At 66.2% G+C, this 19,329-nt stretch carries 13 protein-coding genes and 1 pseudogene; 5 read left to right on the top strand and 9 right to left on the bottom strand.

Going from position 1 to position 19,329, the window contains the following annotated elements; all coding sequences use genetic code 11:
- Nucleotides 1-33 precede the first annotated feature (33 nt).
- The 6 genes from accC to tcuA form a co-directional block, all read right to left on the bottom strand.
- Nucleotides 34-1,383, bottom strand: a complete 1,350-nt coding sequence (gene accC, locus ACQR1F_RS05565) for an acetyl-CoA carboxylase biotin carboxylase subunit (RefSeq protein ID WP_315800165.1) — start codon at nt 1,381-1,383, stop codon at nt 34-36.
- Nucleotides 1,384-1,466: 83 nt separating this feature from the next.
- On the bottom strand, nt 1,467-1,952 hold the full coding sequence (accB, locus tag ACQR1F_RS05560) for an acetyl-CoA carboxylase biotin carboxyl carrier protein (protein WP_315800164.1): 486 nt from the start codon (nt 1,950-1,952) through the stop codon (nt 1,467-1,469).
- 51 nt (nt 1,953-2,003) lie between these two features.
- A complete protein-coding gene (aroQ, locus tag ACQR1F_RS05555; RefSeq protein WP_434912645.1) occupies nt 2,004-2,483 on the bottom strand; it encodes a type II 3-dehydroquinate dehydratase in 480 nt (159 codons plus the stop codon).
- A 264-nt stretch (nt 2,484-2,747) separates the two neighbouring features.
- Nucleotides 2,748-3,506, bottom strand: a complete 759-nt coding sequence (locus ACQR1F_RS05550) for a DUF1236 domain-containing protein (RefSeq protein WP_434912644.1) — start codon at nt 3,504-3,506, stop codon at nt 2,748-2,750.
- Nucleotides 3,507-3,679: 173 nt separating this feature from the next.
- Nucleotides 3,680-4,777, bottom strand: a complete 1,098-nt coding sequence (gene tcuB / locus ACQR1F_RS05545) for a tricarballylate utilization 4Fe-4S protein TcuB (RefSeq protein ID WP_434872728.1) — start codon at nt 4,775-4,777, stop codon at nt 3,680-3,682.
- Nucleotides 4,764-6,179: an FAD-dependent tricarballylate dehydrogenase TcuA gene (tcuA, locus tag ACQR1F_RS05540; RefSeq protein WP_434912643.1), complete on the bottom strand. Its 1,416-nt coding sequence runs from the start codon at nt 6,177-6,179 to the stop codon at nt 4,764-4,766. Before tcuA ends, tcuB begins: the two co-directional genes overlap by 14 nt.
- A gap of 190 nt (nt 6,180-6,369) precedes the next feature.
- On the opposite strand from tcuA, the gene ACQR1F_RS05535 reads away from it, so the two are divergent.
- Complete coding sequence (locus tag ACQR1F_RS05535) at nt 6,370-7,038, top strand: GntR family transcriptional regulator (protein ID WP_315800434.1); 669 nt, start codon at nt 6,370-6,372, stop codon at nt 7,036-7,038.
- A 121-nt stretch (nt 7,039-7,159) separates the two neighbouring features.
- Here the strand turns inward: ACQR1F_RS05535 and ACQR1F_RS05530 are convergent, their stop codons facing one another.
- Nucleotides 7,160-7,924: a DsbA family protein gene (locus ACQR1F_RS05530; protein WP_315800159.1), complete on the bottom strand. Its 765-nt coding sequence runs from the start codon at nt 7,922-7,924 to the stop codon at nt 7,160-7,162.
- Between the two features lie 128 nt (nt 7,925-8,052).
- Nucleotides 8,053-9,447: a M48 family metalloprotease gene (locus ACQR1F_RS05525; protein WP_315800158.1), complete on the bottom strand. Its 1,395-nt coding sequence runs from the start codon at nt 9,445-9,447 to the stop codon at nt 8,053-8,055.
- A 152-nt stretch (nt 9,448-9,599) separates the two neighbouring features.
- Between ACQR1F_RS05525 and ACQR1F_RS05520 the strand changes: the two genes are divergently transcribed.
- Both ACQR1F_RS05520 and ACQR1F_RS05515 read left to right on the top strand, forming a co-directional pair.
- Complete coding sequence (locus ACQR1F_RS05520; RefSeq protein WP_315800157.1) at nt 9,600-10,799, top strand: pyridoxal phosphate-dependent aminotransferase; 1,200 nt, start codon at nt 9,600-9,602, stop codon at nt 10,797-10,799.
- A 37-nt stretch (nt 10,800-10,836) separates the two neighbouring features.
- Nucleotides 10,837-11,100 (top strand): annotated as a pseudogene (locus tag ACQR1F_RS05515) (dicarboxylate/amino acid:cation symporter); the annotation flags it as partial.
- Nucleotides 11,101-11,211: 111 nt separating this feature from the next.
- Here the strand turns inward: ACQR1F_RS05515 and ACQR1F_RS05510 are convergent.
- Nucleotides 11,212-14,433 (bottom strand): Rne/Rng family ribonuclease, encoded by a 3,222-nt coding sequence (locus ACQR1F_RS05510; RefSeq protein ID WP_434872731.1) that lies wholly within the window; start codon nt 14,431-14,433, stop codon nt 11,212-11,214.
- Nucleotides 14,434-15,237: 804 nt separating this feature from the next.
- On the opposite strand from ACQR1F_RS05510, the gene ACQR1F_RS05505 reads away from it, so the two are divergent.
- Together ACQR1F_RS05505 and ACQR1F_RS05500 are read left to right on the top strand one after the other, a co-directional pair.
- On the top strand, nt 15,238-16,554 hold the full coding sequence (locus tag ACQR1F_RS05505; protein ID WP_434845986.1) for an N-acetylmuramoyl-L-alanine amidase: 1,317 nt from the start codon (nt 15,238-15,240) through the stop codon (nt 16,552-16,554).
- Between the two features lie 230 nt (nt 16,555-16,784).
- Complete coding sequence (locus tag ACQR1F_RS05500) at nt 16,785-19,292, top strand: penicillin-binding protein 1A (RefSeq protein ID WP_315800153.1); 2,508 nt, start codon at nt 16,785-16,787, stop codon at nt 19,290-19,292.
- Nucleotides 19,293-19,329: the final 37 nt, after the last annotated feature.

Raw genomic sequence — 19,329 nt, 5'->3', positions numbered from 1 at the left:
CGCTTCGGATGACAGTTTTCTGAATGCGGCCGCTCAGTCGGTCTTCTGGCCGGCCAGATACTGCTCGAGCCAGTGGATGTGATAGTCGCCGTCGATGATCGCGGGCTCGCGGACCAGGGCGCGGAACAGCGGCAGCGTGGTCTCGATGCCGTCGACCACCATCTCGTCCAGCGCGCGCCGCAGCCGCATCAGGCACTCGACCCGGCTCTTGCCGTGGACGATGAGCTTGCCGACCAGCGAGTCGTAATAGGGCGGGATCACATAGCCCTGGTAGACGGCGGAATCGATGCGGACCCCGAGGCCGCCGGGCGGATGGTACTGCTGGATCTTGCCGGGCGAGGGCCGGAAGCTGACCGGGTTCTCTGCGTTGACGCGGCACTCGATCGAGTGGCCGTTGATGACGACCTGGTCCTGGCTCATCGGCAGGTCGCCGCCGGCGGCGATGCGGATCTGCTCCAGCACGAGGTCGATCCCGGTGATCATCTCGGTGACGGGATGCTCGACCTGGATGCGCGTGTTCATTTCGATGAAATAGAACTCGCCGTCCTCGTAGAGGAATTCGATGGTGCCGACGCCGATATATTTCAGCTCCTGCATCGCCTTGGCGACGGTATTGCCGATCTTGGCGCGCGCGGCCGCATCGAGCACCGGGGAGGGGCCTTCCTCCCAGACCTTCTGGTGGCGGCGCTGCAGCGAGCAGTCGCGCTCGCCGAGATGGATGGCGCCGCCGCGGCCGTCGCCGAGCACCTGGATCTCGATGTGGCGCGGCTTCTGCAGATACTTCTCCAGATAGACCGAGGCGTCGCCGAACGCCGATCTCGCCTCGTTGGCCGCTGTGGTCAGCGCCAGCTGCAGATCGGCCTCGGTGTGGGCGACCTTCATGCCGCGGCCGCCGCCGCCGGCGGCGGCCTTGACCAGCACCGGGAAGCCGATCTCCTTGGCGATCGCCATCGCGTCCTGGTCGGGCGTCACCGCACCGTCGGAGCCGGGCACCACCGGAATACCCAACCGCTTGGCCGTCTTCTTGGCCTCGATCTTGTCGCCCATCAGGCGGATGTGCTCCGCCTTCGGCCCGATGAAATGCAGATTGTGGTCCGCAAGAATCTCGGCGAAGCGCGCGTTCTCCGACAGGAAGCCGTAGCCGGGATGCACGGCGTCGGCGCCGGTGATTTCACAGGCGGCGAGCAGGGCGGGGATGTTGAGATAGCTGTCCTTCGACGGCGGCGGCCCGATGCAGACGCTTTCATCGGCGAGACGGACATGCATCGCATCGGCGTCGGCGGTGGAATGCACCGCGACGGTGGAGATGCCGAGCTCCTTGCAGGCCCTGAGGATGCGAAGGGCGATTTCGCCGCGATTGGCGATGAGGATCTTGTCGAACATTGTGCCTCGGGCGCGAGTGGCGAGTAGTGAGCGGCGGACGTGGAATGGCGGACCATTCGCTCGTCGCCGTCCGCTAGTCGCGCTTATTCGATGATGACGAGCGGCTCGCCGAACTCCACGGGCTGGCCGTCCTCGACCAGGATCTGCGTCACCGTGCCGGCGCGCGGCGACGGGATCTGGTTCATCGTCTTCATGGCCTCGATGATCATCAGGGTCTGACCGACCGAGACCTTGGAGCCGACCTCGACGAACGGCTTGGCGCCGGGCTCGGGCGCCCAGTAGGCGGTGCCGACCATGGGCGAGGGCACCACGCCGGGATGTTTTGACAAGTCCGCGCCGGCGGCTGCCGCGGTGGCGGCCGCGACCACGGGAACGCCAGCGGTGGCGGCTCCGATGGCCGAATGGACGGCCGCCGCAACGGTCACGTTGCGGGCAACGCGGATGCGAAGGCCGGCACGCTCCAGCTCGATCTCGGTCAGGCTGGTCTCATCCAGCAGCGCTGCGAGCTCGCGAATGAGCTGGCTGTCTTCGGATTTCGCGATGGTCTTGTCGTCGGGCTGGGGCGCCATGATCTGATCCGGAACGTTGGGATGCGTGAGGACTGTGACGTCAGGCTTGCGCTAGATGTCGGTCTGCGTGACGGCTTTGGCGCCGATCTTGGCGGCGAGGCCGGTAATCGCCAGCCGGTAGCCGTCGATGCCGAAGCCGCAGATCGAGGCAAACGCGGCCTTCGCGGTGAAAGAATGGTGCCGGAAGCTCTCGCGGGTGTGGATGTTGCTGATGTGCACTTCGACGGTGGGAATCTTCACCCCCATCAGCGCGTCGTGCAGGGCAATGGAGGTATGAGAGTAGGCGCCGGCATTGAGGATGATTCCGACCACACCGCGGCTGCGGGCCTCATGGATGTGATCGACGAGCACACCCTCATGGTTCGACTGCCGGCACTCCGCCGTCAGGCCGAAGCGGGCGGCCGTCTCGACGCACAGCCGTTCCACGTCTGCCAGGGTGGCATGGCCGTAGGTCTCCGGCTCGCGGGTGCCCAACAGGTTGAGGTTGGGTCCGTTGAGGACATAGATCGTGTTGTGCGCGGCGTCGGCCATTCCCATCCCGGCGGTGTGGCGGCAGTGGGCGGCGTTATAGGTAACAAAGCCGCCAAGGGGAAGCCTTTCGGCAGCCGGGTAGGCTGACCGAGGCTTGGTCCGTCACACGAAAAAACCGTCTTAAGCGTACGAAATTGCTGAACAACCGGCTTTGTCCACGGGACTGCACGCGTTGCGTGTGATGGCTCCCGCGCGCGCTTTGCGCAATAGGTTGGGGCGGGCATTGCTGCCCGCCCCTCGTTCTCGTCGCCTGCCTGGTCGGGATCAGACGTTGAGAACCGCGACGATCTCGTAGGTGTGAGGATCGATCACGACGATCTGCTCGCGAACCAGGATGAAGTCATATCCGCGCCACTCCGGATAGATCGTCACGACTTCGGTCGGGAGCGGGTGGAAGTGAACCTCGCGCGGCACCCTTGTGCCGACGGAAATGTTGAAGTTGACGTTGGTCACCGGCTCAACGCGCTGGCTGCGGATCACCGTGGTGATCTTGGTGCGCTGCTCGGTGGTGAGCTTGGCAGCGGCGCCGGCCTGTCCGGTGGTGGTCTGCGAACGCTCGGTGCCGGTCTTGGTTTCGGCATTGGTGCTGGTGCCGGTCTTGCTGTCGCGACCCTCGGCCTTCATGTTGTTGTCGCGACCCTCGCGACCTTCGGCCTTCATGTTCTTGGCGCCGCCCTTGCTGTCGCTCTCGGTGCTCGCGCCCTTGGTGGCCGGGCCCTTCATGCCGTCCTCGGCGTGCTGGCTCTTGGTCGCACCGGGCTTCTGTTCCGATTGACTGGAGCGCATGTCGGACGCGCCGCCGGCCGCAGGCGAGACGCTGTCGCGATGCATCGCGCCGCCGGGCGCGTTCATGCCGCCGCTCGATGCTCCGCCGGCAGCACCACCGGTCGCACCGCCCTGCATGGCTGCGCCGCCGGACTGTCCAGCTGCGCCGCCCGCACCGCCGGCACCTTGCGCATGAGCAAAACCTGCACCCGCCAGGAGCGCGATTGCAGCAACTGATACCATCAAGCGATTGGTCATCCTCTATCCTCCTCGTATTGGCACTGCCCGCGCCGACAACGGCAGGAAGTAGGAGTCGTTCCGTGCGTCTCCGATCGTTCCGGAAAAATGTCGCAGATCGCAACCTTATGAACGGATGCTCAGGGTCATGAACGCCGCATGACCATCGTGGCGATCAGTCGCGCTCGCATGAGCTACGCGCCGTGACGTTCGCGCGCGTAGCGGACGAGAGCCAAGAATCGATAGAGGCCGTGCACGAACTTGCCGTAGGGCATCGTGATGAAGAGCGCGAATACCGCACCGAGATGGAGCGCGAGCAGCAGGCCCATCGTGCTGGTCTCGCGTAGCAAGAGGAGGGCGAGACCGGTTGCGCCGGTGAGCACGAGCATCGCCAGGAACGCGACGTCCATGGCGAGACTGCCCGCATCCATCATCGCAGGCTCACGCCTGCGCTTGGCGGTGTAGAGTCCGAGCGGGCCGACCACGATGCCCAATCCGCCGAGCGTGCCGAGCACGACCGGCAGATCCCACAATGGATACGGCGCCTCACGGTGCAGAAGATAGTGGTAGAGCGTCGCAACGCTGGTCGATGCGACGCAGAGCATGAAGCCCCAGAACGTCAGCTGGTGATAGAACCGCCTGGTGTCGCGCGGCCGCTCGTCCTCGTTGTAGCAGCCGACGCCGCCGCCATCGAGATAGCGCAGGCTGGCTGCGTCGCGGACGGCGCGCAGCAGTGGACGTGGCCGCGTCAGGGTCGAGCTCGGCTCGCCGATGTCGTTCCAGAAGGCCCGGGCGCCCATGATGAAGGCGATGATGGCCCACAGGAAGGCCGCGCCGAACAACAGTGCCATCGCGTTGTGGGGCATGAGCGCGTAGAACGAGCCGGGGCCGTGCCGGCCTGCAAACACCGCGGCCGGATCGTTGAAGGCCACGATGCCGAGGATGAACGCGGCCATGCTGATCACCGCGATGAGCGACACCGCGAGGCCGTTGCGCCTGAACAGCGGCGCCAGCGCGCGCGGCCAGGCATAGTCGGCATAGCTCTCGTGCCGCACCCGGGCCAAGACGGAGGGGACGCGAACATCGAACTCGTGCGGTGGCGCGAACTGGCAGTCGACGTAGCAGGCGCCGCAGGCATGGCAGAGATTGGCGAGATAGTTGAGGTCGCCGCCCGTGAAGGCGCGGCGCATCTCCATCGCCGGAAACACGGCGCAGAGTCCCTCGCAATAGCGGCAGGAATTGCAGATCGTCATCAGGCGATCCGCCTCGGTCAACGCCTCACTGCGCTGCATGTGTCGCTGCTCCCCGGCCGGCGATGCGCCCGAACACGCTGCCGATCGTCATGCCGATTCCTGCGGCATAGCCGCGGCCGAGCACGTTACCGGCCATGATCTCGCCTGCGGCATACATGTTGTCGGCGGGACCGCCGGACTTCATCATCATCTTTGCGGCGTGATCGACCCGCACGCCGAGATAGGTGAAGGTAATGCCGGGCCGAACCGGATAGGCATAGTAGGGGCCGCTGTCGATGCGGCGCGCCCAATGCGATTTCGGGGGCATCAGGTTCTCGGTGCGGCAATCGTCGAGGATGTCGGGATTGAATTGTCCGTCGCGCACCGATGCGTTGAAATGCGCGACGGTGGCGGTCAGCTTGTCCGGATCGAGGCCGAGCTTGCCAGCGAGCCCGGCAATGCTGGCCGCCTCGATCGCGGGGTAGAGCGACGGCATGAACAGGTTCGCCGATTTCGCGTCGAAGATGATGTAGGCGATCTGGTCCGGCTGCGCAGCAACGAGGCGTCCCCAGATCGCGTAGCGCTTCGGCCAGACGTCCTCGCCTTCGTCGTAGAAGCGCTCGGCGTTGTTGTTGACGACGATGCCGAACACGACGCAGTCGAGCCGCGTGATGATGCCGCCGTCATATTTGGGGGCCCGCGCATCGATCGCCACCGCGTGGCACTGGGTCGGATCGCCGATGCTGTCGACGCCGGCGCCGAGCAGCATGTCGAGCACCGTGCCGCGATTGTTGGGCGTGCCGCGGATCAGGAAGTTGCGCGCGATCTCGCCCCAGCCCTCGACCAGCTTGTCGATATTGGCTTCGAAGCCGCCCGCAGCCGCCACCAGCGCTCTGCCGGCGATGCGCATCCGGCCATCGCCGTGCCGCACGATCGCCGCGCGGAAGCGGTTGCCGTCGATCTCCAGCCCCACCACCTCGGCCTCGTAGCGCACCTCGACGCCGAGCCGCTCGGCGGTCAGATACAGCGCATTGAGCATGGCCCGGCCGCCGCCCAGGAAGAACGAGTTGGTCCGTCCTAAGCTCAGCGTGCCGCCGAGCGAGGGCTGGAAACGCACGCCCTGTTCGACGATCCAGTCGAGCATGTCCTTGGACTCGCGGATCATCAGGCGCGCCAGTTGCTCGCTGGTCTGGCCCTCGGTGACCCGCAGGAGATCGTCCCAGAACTCGTCCTCGGTGTAGGGGCCGCTCAACGTCGTGGTTGCCGCGTCATGGGCGCAGCGCATGTTGCGGGTGTGGCGCGTATTGCCGCCGCGATAGAACTTCGAGGCGGCCTCCAGCACGATGACCGAGGCCCCGCCGCGCCGTGCCGCAATGGCGGCGCAGAGGGCCGCGTTGCCGCCGCCGACCACGACGACGTCGTAGGTCTGGGGATGGTCGGCGATATCGCTCTGATCAGTCATCGCAGGCCCTCGCGGACGCAAGGCGGCAGGCCCTGGATCGGCTTTGGTCGCACAGCCACGCCATCGGCCGACCGGCAATAGAGGGTACGGAAGTGCGGGCTACAGTGGGCATGGAAATCGTATACTATTGTATACAAAAATATGCAAGATATGCTGTTGTTCGGAGCGAGGTTGTGAGATCGTGACCCCCATGTCCTCGGAAGCGCCATCGCTCACCATCGATCGTGACAACGTCTCTCTCGGCGAAGCGGTATTTCGTGCGCTGTGCCATGCGCTGGAGAACGGTTTCTATCGCTCCGGCGATCGGCTGCGGGAGGACGAGGTCGCCCAGAAGCTGAACGTCAGCCGGACGCCGGTCCGTGAGGCCTTCGGCAAGCTGGTGGCCAAGGGGTGGGTGCAGCCGGCCGGTGGACGCGGCCTGATCGTGCGCAGTCTCGACGAGAACGAAGTCCTCGAGCTGTACGCGATGCGGGAAATTCTCGAAGGCGCCGCGGCCCGGCTCGCCGCGCAATATGCCGTGCCGGCCGAGGTCGCGGCGCTCCGCGACATTCATGCGAGCTTTGTCAGCGCGGGGGACGCCGCCGAGCTGGCGCGGCTGAACCGGCTGATGCACGGTGCGATCCAGCGCGCCGCGCGCAACCGCTATCTCGACGCCGCCCTCGAGGACATGCATGTCGCGACGGCGCTGCTGGGAACCACGACGTTTGCGGCCGAAGGACGTGCTGCAACAGCCGCGGCCGAGCATGGTGAGCTGATCGAGGCGATCGCGATCCGCGATCCCGATCGGGCAGAGGCGATTGCACGCGGGCACATCCGCGAGGCACTTCGAACCCGGCTCGGCATGAGGCTGAAGGGATAGGCGAGGGCGCTGCCGCCACCGGTCTGTCGCTTCTTCACCGGCTCACGGCAAAGAAGAAGGCCGGCTGAGACAGCCGGCCTTCGATTGATCCCATGATGGCGAGACGCTTTGGCAGATATGCTCAGCAGCTCGCCTTGCCGCAGCGGGCCGTGCTGATCTTCTCGCGCAGGCCCTCGACGCCGACGGCGCCGATCACGACCTGCTTGCCGATCACGTAGCTCGGCGTCCCGTTCATGCCCATCTCCTCGGCGAGCTTGAAGTTTTCCTCGATCGTCGCCTTGGCCTCGGGGCTCGCCATGTCCTTCTCGATGCGCGCCATGTCGAGCCCGAGATCCTTGGCGACGGCGAGCGCATGGGCCTTGTCGGCTTGGCCGCGGCCGCCCAGCAGCTTCTGGTGGAAGTCGAGATATTTCTGCGGGGCCTGCATGCGAACGGCAACCGCGACCTGTGCGGCCTCGACGGAGCCCTGGCTCAGCACGGGAAATTCCTTGAGCACGACCTTCAGCTTCGGGTCGCTCTTCATCAGCTCCATCATGTCGGCCATCGCGCGCTTGCAGTAGCCGCAATTGTAATCGAAGAACTCGACGAAGGTGACGTCGCCATCCTTGTTGCCGAGCACGACGCCGCGCGGCGAGTTGAAGATGGTCTCGGCGTTCTTGCTGACGCTGGCCTCGTGCTTGGCCGCCTCGGCCGCCGTCTGACGCTTCTGCAGCTCGGCCATCGCCTCTTCGAGCACCTCGGGATGCGCGATCAAATAGTTTCGGACGATGGTCTCGATCTCGCCCCGCTGGCTGTCGGAGAAGCTCTCCGCCGACGCGAGCTGAGGCACGCCGCAGAGCGAAAGCGCGAGCAACATCGCGGGAATGAGCGTGCGGACTGACGGCATGAAGGAGGTCCTCTGGGTCAAATGATCGGGTCCTTGTCGATGGTCGTGACGGTATTCTGATATTCTGGATCGGATGATAGCAGTAGTTCAAACCTTCAGCGGGCGCCAACCCCCCGCTGTCCGACACCCTACTGGCCGGAAAGCGGCTTTGCCGTGACGATGTCGTCGGCCCTGACCCAGCCCGGCGAGCCGACCGCGAAGCGGGTTTTTGCACGCGAGGCAAGCTCGCGCGCCGTCTTGTTGTCGCCACGCAGGAAGGCGGCCTGCGCCGAGGCCAGATCCGCCTCCGCATAATCGCCCTTGCGACCGTAGGCCATCGCGAGCTGGGAATAGCCGAGCGGCGCCTCGGATTCGCGCGCGACCGCCGCGCGCAAGATCGAGATCGCCTCGTCAGTGTAGGCTTTGTTCTCGGATGCCACCAAGGCCTGACCAAGTAACATCTCGATGAGCGGGGCGTTATTGGACAGGTGCACCGCCTTGCGCAGCGGGGCGATCGCCTCAGTGGGGCGGCCGCCCTCCAGCAGGGCCTGGCCGCGGACCTCGTAGAAATAGGGGTTGTTGGGCTGCACCTGGATCAGGCCATCGATCTGGCTCAGGGCGCTGCGCAGGTCGCCATGCAGGTAGGTGGAGATTGCCCTGGCGTAGCGGGCGGGCAGGCCGGTGTCCGACAATGGATAGCGCCGTGCCACCGTGTCCGGCCGTTCCATGAAGGCCGAGATCTTGGCACGGACCATGTCGTGGCGGAGCTGCAGTGCGGGGTCGTCCTTCTTGTCCCAATAGGGGCTTTGGCGCGCGAGGCCCTCGAGCGCCTCGACGCGATCGGCCGGCATCGGATGTGATTGCAGATAGGGGTCGGCGCCGCGCGCGGCGAACAGGCTCTCATTGGTGAAGCGCTTGAACGTCTCGTACATGCCCTTCGGCGATTGCGCTGTCGCGGTGAGGAATTTCACCCCGGCACGGTCGGCGTTCTCCTCCTGCTGGCGCTGATACGACAACAGCGATCGGCGGATGACCTCGCCCGGGGCCGACAGCGTCGCGGCGCCGGCATTGGCCAGGCCGCTGCCGCCGCCGCGCGCGCCAACGGCGAGGGCGCCGGCCCCGAGAATGGTGGCGATGATCATCTGGGTCTGCGCGGTGGCGAGCTGCTGGCGCAGCTTGGCGAGATGACCGCCGGCGAGATGGCCCGTCTCGTGCGCGAGCACGCCGATCAGCTGATTCGGATTTTCCGACTGCAGGATCGCGCCGTAATTGACGAAGATGCGGCGGCCGTCGGCAACGAACGCGTTGAAGGACGCATCGTTGATGATGACCATCTGGATGTTCTGCTTTTCGAGCCCAGCGACGCGCAGGATCGGCCGCGTATATTCGCGCAGCAGCACCTCGGTCTCGGTGTCGCGCAGGATCGGCGGTCCCTTGCCCTGCTGCGCCGACGCAGGCGCGAGCGGCGCCAGCGTCACGGCCGCCGCGACGACCGCGGCAAGCCCGCCGGACAGTTTCTTGCGAAGAACGATACGGAGCGACATCAGGCGATCTTTGCAATTGGCGCGAGGCGCGAGACGGGCTATTGCCCACCAAACGGCGGAATGCGGCTCATCTGCGGCGAACGAGGCCCATGGGCTGACCTCGACCGGTTCACGGAGCGGGTCCGGACAGCCGGGGTCAATAGCAGATATCGATGGTGGATGCGACAGTGATACCGACATTGGAACAGCGGATCGCCAACCTGACGGCGCCGTCCGCGCGCAGCAATGTTCCACCGTTCATGGTGATGGACGTGATGGCTGCGGCCGAGCGGATCGAGTCGGGCGGCGGACATGTCATCCACATGGAGGTCGGCCAACCGGCGGCGGCTGCGCCACGAGCGGCCATCGCGGCCGCGCATGCCGCGCTCGATCAGGCCCGCATCGACTACACCTCGGCGCTGGGTTTGCTGTCGCTGCGGCAGCGAATCGCACGGCACTATCGCGAGACGCATGCTTGCGAGATCGATCCGGCGCGGATCGTGATCACGACGGGATCCTCCGCCGGATTCATCCTGGCGTTCCTGGCGATGTTCGAGCCCGGTGACCGCGTGGCCGTGACCGTGCCGGGCTATCCGCCCTATCGCCACATCCTGACGGCGCTGGGCTGCGAGCCGGTGCTGATCGAGACCACGGCGGAGAACCGTCACGCTTTGACCGGCGAGGCGCTGCTCGCCGCGCACCGCAAGACGCCGCTGAAGGGCGTGCTGGTGGCAAGCCCTGCCAATCCGACCGGCACCATGATGTCGCGCGAGGCGCTGGGCGGCGTCATTGCAGCCGCACGCGATGCCGGCATCCGCTTCATCTCCGACGAGATCTATCACGGTCTGGACTACGCGTTTCCGGCGGTGACGGCGGCGGAGCTGTCGAGCGAGGCCCTGATCATCAACTCGTTCTCGAAGTACTTCTGCATGACGGGCTGGCGCATCGGCTGGATGGTGGTGCCGGATGCGCTGGTGCGGCCGATCGAGCGTCTGCAGCAGAACCTCGCGATCTCGGTTCCGACCCTGTCGCAGATCGCGGCGGAAGCGGCGTTCGACGGCCGGGCCGAGATGGAGGCCATCAAGCACGGTTACCAGGAGAACCGCCGCATCCTGATCGAGGGTTTCCCGAAGGCCGGCCTGACCCGGTTCCTGCCGGCCGACGGCGCCTTCTACCTCTATGCCGACGTGTCCGACTTCACCTCCGACAGTTTCGACTTCGCCAAGCGGATGCTGGAGGAGACCCATGTGGCCGCCACGCCGGGCGTCGACTTCGATCCGATCCACGGCCGCAGCTTCGTGCGCTTTTCCTATGCGCGTTCGGCCGAGGACATGCGCGAGGCGGTGGCCCGGATCGCGCGCTGGCTAGGCTAGGGCGCGGGTGAGGTCGGTTGTGCACCCTTCGTCATTGAAGGGCACGAGCGGCGTTGACGTTGCCGTCTTCGTCACCTTGGCCGCAACGCTGTCGGTCGTGAAGCCGGCCCTGGTTCCGGGCATGGCGATCGTGTGCTCGACCGACGAGTTCATGCGCGAGCCGCGTGCGCCGACCAACATCACCGGCAACGGCACGGCCGCCGTGTTCGTCTCGTGGCGGGAAGACGAACGCGACCATGATCTCCTGCAGAGACGGCTCAATCAGCAGATCGATCCGTCGGATGTCGAGACGGCCGTGACGTGGCTTGAGCGGCCTCCGGTCGTCACGGCCAGGAACGATCGCCATACGCCATATGAAAAACGCCCGGCCATCTGGCCGGGCGTTTTGCATTGAAGCGTCGGAGAGCGGGGGCTACTGCCCGCCACCGAAACGGCGGGACCACCAGCCGGCCCGGCGCGGGGCCGCAGGGGACGAGGAATCGGTGGCCGCCGGCTCGGTGGCAACCGATTCGGACGCCGCGACGTCGGCAGCCGGAGCGGGCGTGCTGCTCTCGGCGACGTTGACGGCCGAAACCGCGCTCTCCGGCCTGGGCTCGGTGAGGAAGCTGACCTTCTCGCGAACCGTCGAACGCCGCGGGGTCTTCTCGGATTCCGTCTTCGGAGCCTCGGTCTGCTGCACTTCGGGTTGACCGGGAGCAGCCTGGGGCATTGGCGCGGAGGCGCCAGCGAGGGGCTCATCGGCCTCGGTTGCGGCCGACGCCTGGACCGGCGCCGCGGGTTCTGCCGGCTCTTCCTCGTCGTGGTGGGAAGCGCCGTTGCCGTCGAAATCGGCCACGGCGGCTTCTGCCTCCGATGCCGAAGCTGGCGCGAGCTCGTCGCCGATCGACGCGGCGAGACCTTCTTCCGCGCCACCGCGCCGACGGCGACCGCCGCGACGTCCACGCCGGCGCGGACGCCGCTCGCCGCCAGGCTGATCCGTCTGCTCGCCTTGGGCGAACGCAGGCTGTTCCTCCGACTCGTCGTCTTCGCCGTCGGAGTCCTCGGCTGACTGGTCGGCGGCAGGGCCCGGCTCCGCGGGCTGCAGTCCGGCCGTTCCTTCAGGCAGCGCGCCCTCGCGGGTCTCGCCGCCGCGGCCGCGCCGGCGCCGGCGCCGCTTGCGACGCGCGCCGTCCCGCTCGCCTTCGACAGCGCTGCCGTCGGCCGTGTCCTCGGACAGGCCTTCGGTCTCCTCGGTCTCGACCTCGGATTCCGTCTCGATGTCGAACGGTTCTTCCTCGTCGTAGATGTCCTCGGCCACCAGCGGCGGGGCGGAGGCCTGCGCCGCGAGCAGCGCCTTGGCGGCCTCGAGCGTATGCACCTGCTCGCCGCGATCGATGATGAAGGATTGCTGGCCGCTCACGCTCGGGTCGGCGATGACGGCGAGCGAGACCTTGAAGCTGTTCTCGAGGTCGCGCAGATGGCCGCGCTTGTGGTTCAGCACGTAGAGCGCCACCTCGGTGCGGGTGCGGACCACGAGGTTGTGGGTCGCGCCCTTCATCAGCGTTTCTTCGAGGCTGCGCAGCAGTTGCAGCGCCACCGAGGATACCGAGCGCACATGGCCGGTGCCGCCGCAATGCGCGCACGGCTCGGTCGAGCTTTCCAGCACGCTGGCACGGATGCGCTGGCGCGACATCTCCAACAGGCCGAAGTGCGAGATCCGGCCGACCTGGATGCGCGCGCGATCCTGCCGCAGGCAGTCCGACAGCTTGCGCTCGACGGAGCGGTTGTTGCGCTTCTCGTCCATGTCGATGAAGTCGATGACGATCAGCCCGGCGAGGTCGCGCAAACGGAGCTGCCGCGCCACTTCCTCGGCCGCCTCCATATTGGTCTTGAGAGCGGTGTCCTCGATGTGATGCTCGCGCGTGGCGCGGCCGGAGTTCACGTCGATCGAGACCAGCGCCTCGGTCTGGTTGAGCACGATATAGCCGCCGGAGCGCAGCTGCACGGTCGGAGAGAACATCGCGTCGAGCTGGCTCTCGACGCCCATCCGCGAGAACAGCGGCTGGCCGTCGCGATACTGTTTCACCGCCCGGACGTTGGTCGGCATCAGCATCTTCATGAAGTCGTGCGCCTCGCGGTAGCCGTCTTCACCGGCCACCAGGATCTCGTCGATCTCCTTGTTGTAGAGGTCGCGCAGCGAGCGCTTGATCAGCGAGCCTTCCTCGTAGACCAGCGTCGGCGCCTGCGACTTCAAGGTCATGTCGCGGACCGTTTCCCACAGCCGCAGCAGATATTCGAAGTCGCGCTTGATCTCGGGCTTGGTGCGGTTGGCGCCGGCGGTGCGCAGGATCACGCCCATGCCCTCGGGCACGTCGAGGTCCTGCACCACTTCCTTCAAGCGCGAGCGGTCCTGCGCGGAGGTGATCTTGCGGCTTATGCCGCCGCCGCGGGCGGTGTTGGGCATCAGCACGGCGTAGCGGCCGGCGAGCGACAGATAGGTCGTCAGCGCGGCGCCCTTGTTGCCGCGCTCCTCCTTCACGACCTGCACCAGCATCACCTGGCGGCGCTTGATGACCTCCTGGATCTTGTACTGCCGGCGCGGACGGAAGGTGCGCTCCGGCACTTCTTCCAGCACGTCGTCGCCGCCGACGGATTCGACGAGCTCTTCCTCGATCTCCTCGCCGTCGTCCTCGTCGTCCTCGTGGTCGCCGGACACGGCCTCAGAGCCGTTCTCGTCGCCGGGCACGATGGTGACGCCGTGATCCGCGTGCTCGGCCATGGGAGCGACGTCATCGTCGTGATCGTGCTCATCGTGATCATGCTCGTGATGGTCGTGCTCGTGATGATCGAGCTCATCATGCTCGTGCTCGCCATCATGATGCTCGTCATGACCGTGGCTCTCATGGTCATGCTCGTCGGCGTGCTCGTCCGCTCCGAGGACGGGGCTGGCTGCCTCGGTGGCGGGCGCGTCGCCGGTCTGCGCGACTTCGCCAGTGGGCTGCTCGGCGGCGTCGTGGGCCTGCGCGGCGACGGCATCATGCGGTTCTTCGGCATGGCCGTGCGATTCGTCGGCTGCGCCTTGTTGAGCTTCGCCCGGCGCGTCCTGGTCGTGGGTCTCGACCGGGCCCTCGGAGAAGCCTTGCGCCTCGGTCGCGTCGGCGTGCGGCTGATCGTCCTGCGCATAGGCGTGGTGCTCAGGCGCCTCGTGGTCGGCCTCATGCCCCTCGGTCTGGGCAGGGAGGCCCGCCTCGGCGGCCTCGACGATCTCGCTCTGGACGCGTTCGCCGCTGCCGCGGCGCCGTGAACTGCGGTGCCGGTTGCGGCGGCGATTGGAGCGGTTCTCGCTTTCCTCTTCGGCTTCGCGGTGCGCGCGCTCCTCGGCTTCGATCAGAGCCTGCCGGTCGGCGACTGGGATCTGATAGTAGTCCGGATGGATTTCGCTGAAGGCGAGGAAGCCGTGGCGGTTGCCGCCATACTCGACGAAGGCGGCCTGCAGCGAGGGCTCAACGCGGGTAACCTTGGCGAGGTAGATGTTGCCGCGGAGCTGCTTGCGTTGGGCCGTTTCGAAATCAAATTCCTCGACGCGGTTGCCGCGGACGACAACGACCCGGGTCTCTTCCGGGTGGGTAGCATCGATCAACATCTTGTTGGGCATATTGGAACTCTTGGAGGCGACGGGCGCGATTGGCCGCGAGCGCGTGGCGCGCTGTCGGATGACGCGACGGTCCACCTGATTCGGGGGTGAGGGGAAGGCCTAAACGCAGCTGGTCGCGCCGCGCCAACCCTGATGCCGGCGGGGCGATTGGCCGGGCGGGGGTCTGGCCCCGCATCGGCGCGGATCGTCCGCTGGTCGTGGTTGGCAACTCAGTCTGGCGCATCAAGCGTCGGCCCGTCTGGAATATGTGGGCGGCAGCGGGTGCCGCCTTCTCTGTTGCCGAAGGCCAGATTGCGCCGAAACGCTTGCCTGGATCGAATACCCACCCTGTCACGGGCGCGGTATCAGGCTATACCGTGTCTGACCTGGTGCCCGGGCGGTCTCTGCGAGGAGGCGCCCTGACAGGCGCCACTCGGCTCGTGACCGCTCTCCGTTGCGGCCGCGCGGGATCGCGCAGGCTTTGGTGGAGCGTCGGAAAGGCGCTGGAATCTCCGCCACGATCAAGGACTCGATACCGAGCACCCCGATCACGAAGCTTCCGGCGTTTCACCGGAGGTTGAACGCGACACAACCGGCAGTAAGGATTAGCCTTCAGCCCTTCGTACATACGAGGAATGGTCAGGTCGCGCAAGCGAAGCGTCGCGGAACCGCAACAATCGGTGGCCTTTAACGAAAATGACAAAATTTGGCGATTAACCCCTGGGATTGGTTGCGGTAAGACGATCCCGCGGAGGCATCGATTTGGCAGTTGGCCGGGCGAATTACCTTTCCTTGCTGGGATGCGCGTCACTGTGCGTCACGCAAATGTTATGCGCGGCCGCCATTCCGGCCCGCGCCCAGAGCGGGCCGGTCGGCCAGGTTCCGCCTGCCGTAGTCGGGCCCGGGTTCCCGATCGCCACCGATGCACGGGTCGCCGGCGATTCCCGACAGACCCGATTCGTGCTCGATCTCGACCGGACGGTGCCGTTTCGAGCCTTCCTGCTCAGCGAACCCTATCGCGTCGTCGTCGACCTGCCCCAGGTCAGCTTTCATCTGCCCACGGGAGCCGGGACCAGCGGCCGTGGTCTGGTGAAGGCGTTCCGCTATGGGATGGTGATGCCTGGTGGGTCCCGCATCGTCTTCGATCTCACCGGCCCGGCCCGAATCGCCAACTCCACGGTGCTGGATGCCGCCAACGGCCAGCCGCCGCGGCTGGTGCTCGAACTGGAGGAGGTCGACGAGGCGACTTTCGCCCGCGCCATCGGCAGCGACAGCCGGGCCAGGCCTGCCGATTCGGGTTCCGCGACGGCGTCCGTCGCGGTCGCAGGGAACCCCGCGCCGGCAGTCCGGCCGCCGCCGACGACGGTCGCCATCGCCACCCCTCCGACGGATGGCCCGCCGGACACCCGGCCCGTGGTCGTGATCGACCCCGGTCATGGAGGTATCGACTACGGCACGCAGGGCGGCGAGGTGCCGGAGAAGAATCTGGTGCTCGCCTTCGGCCAGGCGCTGCGCGACCGGCTGGAACGGTCGGGCAAGTTCCGCGTGGTCATGACCCGCGACGACGACACCTTCATCCCGCTCGGAGACCGGGTCCGCATCGCCCAGAAGCAATCGGCGGCTCTGTTCGTCTCCATCCACGCCGACGCGCTGCCGCGGGGTGAGGGCACTGCGCAGGGCGCGACCATCTACACGCTGTCGGACAAGGCGTCCGACGTCGAGGCGGAACGGCTGGCCGAGACCGAGAACCGCGCCGACCAGATCGGCGGGGTCAATCTGACCGAGGAGCCGGCCGACGTCGCCGACATCCTGATCGATCTGGCCCGCCGGGAAACACGCACGTTTTCCAACAGGTTCGCCCGTGTGCTGATGAACGACATGAAGACGGCGGTGCATATGCATAAGCGCCCGCTGAAATCGGCCGGTTTCCGCGTCCTCAAGGCGCCCGACGTGCCATCCGTGCTGGTCGAACTCGGCTATGTCTCCAATAAGGGCGATATGGGGAACCTGGTCTCCGACGCATGGCGGTCGCGCACGGCGGATGCAATGGCGCGGGCGATCGATGCCTTTCTGGCCAAGCGCATTGCCAATGCGGGCCCCGAGAGGCCGGACAAGCCGATGGCGGTACGCGCAAAGCCCTAGTTTGGCCACAGCAACATCCGTATAAACGTGCTGCGAGGCACCCGGAATCAGTGAGGATTCCTTCTCGGCAGACTTGTGATAGGCTTGACCGCTGATAGGCTTGACCATGCGTTTCTCTGGCATGGGTCACGCGGCATTGCAGCCGACCGTGTGATTTTTGGCGGTAGCGCCCGTGGGTGCGCCGCGTCCGAGCCGAGAGACGAAACAAGAGTTGGAACGGATATTCGCCGATGCGCTTTCTGGTGCGGTTTTTGGGCTTCCTGTTCGCGGCCGGTACCGTCTTGTTCCTGGTCGGTGTGGCAGCAGCGGCCGGCCTGATCTGGCATTTTTCCAAGGATCTGCCTGACTACTCCCAGCTGCAGGATTATGAGCCGCCGGTGATGACGCGCGTGCACGCGGTCGACGGCTCGCTGGTCGGTGAATATGCCCGGGAGCGCCGGCTGTACCTGCCGATCCAGGCGGTTCCCAAGCTCGTGATCAACGCGTTCCTCGCCGCCGAGGACAAGAACTTCTATGAGCATGGCGGCATCGATTTCACCGGCATGGCGCGCGCTGCCGTGGTCTACGCCCAGAACTTCGGTTCGAATCGCCGGCCGCAGGGCGCCTCCACCATCACCCAGCAGGTCGCCAAGAACTTCCTGTTGACCAACGAGGTGTCGTTCGCCCGCAAGATCAAGGAAGCGCTGCTGGCGATGCGCATCGAGCGCACCTACTCGAAGGACAAGATTCTCGAGCTCTATCTCAACGAGATCTATCTCGGCTCCGGCGCCTACGGCATCGCCGCGGCGTCGCTGGTCTATTTCGACAAGTCGGTCAACGAACTGACGGTGGCCGAGGCCGCCTATCTGGCGGCTCTGCCGAAGATGCCGGGCAGCCTGCATCCGATCCGGAACCGCGACCGTGCCATCGAGCGCCGCAACTACGTCGTCGATCGTCTGCTCGAGAACGGCTGGATCAAGCAGGCCGACGCCGACAAGGCGCGCAAGGATCCGCTGACGATCGCGAGCCGCAACACCGGCGCCCACATCTTCGCGGGTGAATATTTCGCCGAGGAAGTGCGCCGTGACATCTTCGAGCGCTATGGCGAGAAGAAGCTCTACGAGGGCGGCCTGTCGGTCCGGACGACGCTCGATCCGAAGATCCAGGTCATGGCGCGCAAGGCCATGGTCGCCGGACTCGTGAGGTACGACCAGGAGCAGGGCTATCGCGGAGCCGTCTCCAAGCTCGACACGTCGGGTGATTGGGGTGTGAAGCTCGCCGATATCAAGTCGCTCTCCGACATCTCGCCCTGGCGGATGGCCGTAGTGCTCGAGACCAGTGACCAGTCCGCCCGCATCGGCTTCCAGCCGCCGCGCGAACTCGGCGGCGCCGTCAGCAAGGAACGCCAGACCGGCCTGATCACGCTTGACGGCGTGAAATGGGCGCGGGCTGCGACGGCCAACGGCCGCGGCAAGGTGCCGACGTCGGTCGCCCAGGTGCTGCAGCCGGGCGACGTGATCTATGCCGATCCGCTGTACAAGGAAGGCAATCCGGTCGAAGGCCAGTATCGCCTCGAGCAACTGCCCGAAGTGTCCGGCGCGATGGTTGCCATGGACCCGAACACCGGCCGTGTGCTCGCGATGGTCGGCGGCTTCTCCTTCGACCAGAGCCAGTTCAACCGCGCAACGCAGGCCTACCGGCAGCCCGGATCGTCATTCAAGCCGATCGTCTATTCTTCGGCGCTCGACAACGGCTATACGCCGTCGACCCAGGTCGTCGACGCACCGATCGAGATCGACCAGGGGCAGGGCGGGCAGGTCTGGCGCCCCGACAACTTCTCCAACGGGAAATATCTCGGGCCCACGACCTTGCGCAACGCGCTGCGTCTGTCGCTGAACACGGTGACCGTGCGTCTCGCGCAGGACGTCGGCATGCCGCTGATTTCCGAATACGCCAAGCGGTTCGGAGTCTATGACGAGCTGCCGAATTACTTGTCCTACGCCCTCGGCGCCGGCGAAACCACGGCCATGCGCATGGTCACCGCCTATTCGATGATCGCCAATGGCGGCCGTCGGGTGAAGCCGACCTTGATCGACCGCATCCAGGACCGCTACGGCCACACCATCTTCAAGCATGATGCCCGGGAGTGCCGCGGCTGCGACGCCCCGGACGGCTGGAAGAACCAGAGCGAGCCGCAGCTGGTCGACCGCCGGGAGCAGGTTCTGGATACGATGACGGCCTACCAGATCACCTCGATGCTCGAGGGCGTGGTGCAGGCGGGCACGGCGACCGTGCTGAAGGAGGTCGGCAAGCCGATCGCCGGCAAGACCGGCACCACCAACGAGGCCAAGGACGCATGGTTCGTCGGCTTCTCGCCCGACCTCGCCGTCGCGATCTACATGGGTTACGACAAGCCGCGGCCGCTCGGTCGGGGTAACGCTGCAACCGGCGGTCATCTGGCCGCACCGATCGCAAAAGACTTCATGAAGCTCGCGCTGGCCGACAAGCCGGCCACGCCCTTCAAGATCCCGGCCGGCATCAAGCTGGTCCGTGTCGATGCCAAGACGGGCATGCGCGCAAGCCCTGGCGACGGCGGCCGCACGATCATGGAAGCATTCAAGCCGGGTACGGCGCCGCCGGACAACTACTCCGTCATCGGTGTCGCCGACGCCGATGGACGCGTGATGCCGTCGCAGAGCGGCGGCCAGCCTGATGCTGGCAGCTTCATCATCCGTCCAGGCACGGGAAGCCTCTATTAGGCTATTGGGCCGGCTGAAACTGATGCCGTTGCGGCGC

Source organism: Bradyrhizobium sp. HKCCYLS3013, assembly GCF_051167615.1.
Taxonomy (GTDB): Bacteria; Pseudomonadota; Alphaproteobacteria; order Rhizobiales; family Xanthobacteraceae; genus Bradyrhizobium.
Note: the sequence above shows the minus strand (reverse complement) of the source record. Positions and strands in the feature narration are given on the sequence as shown.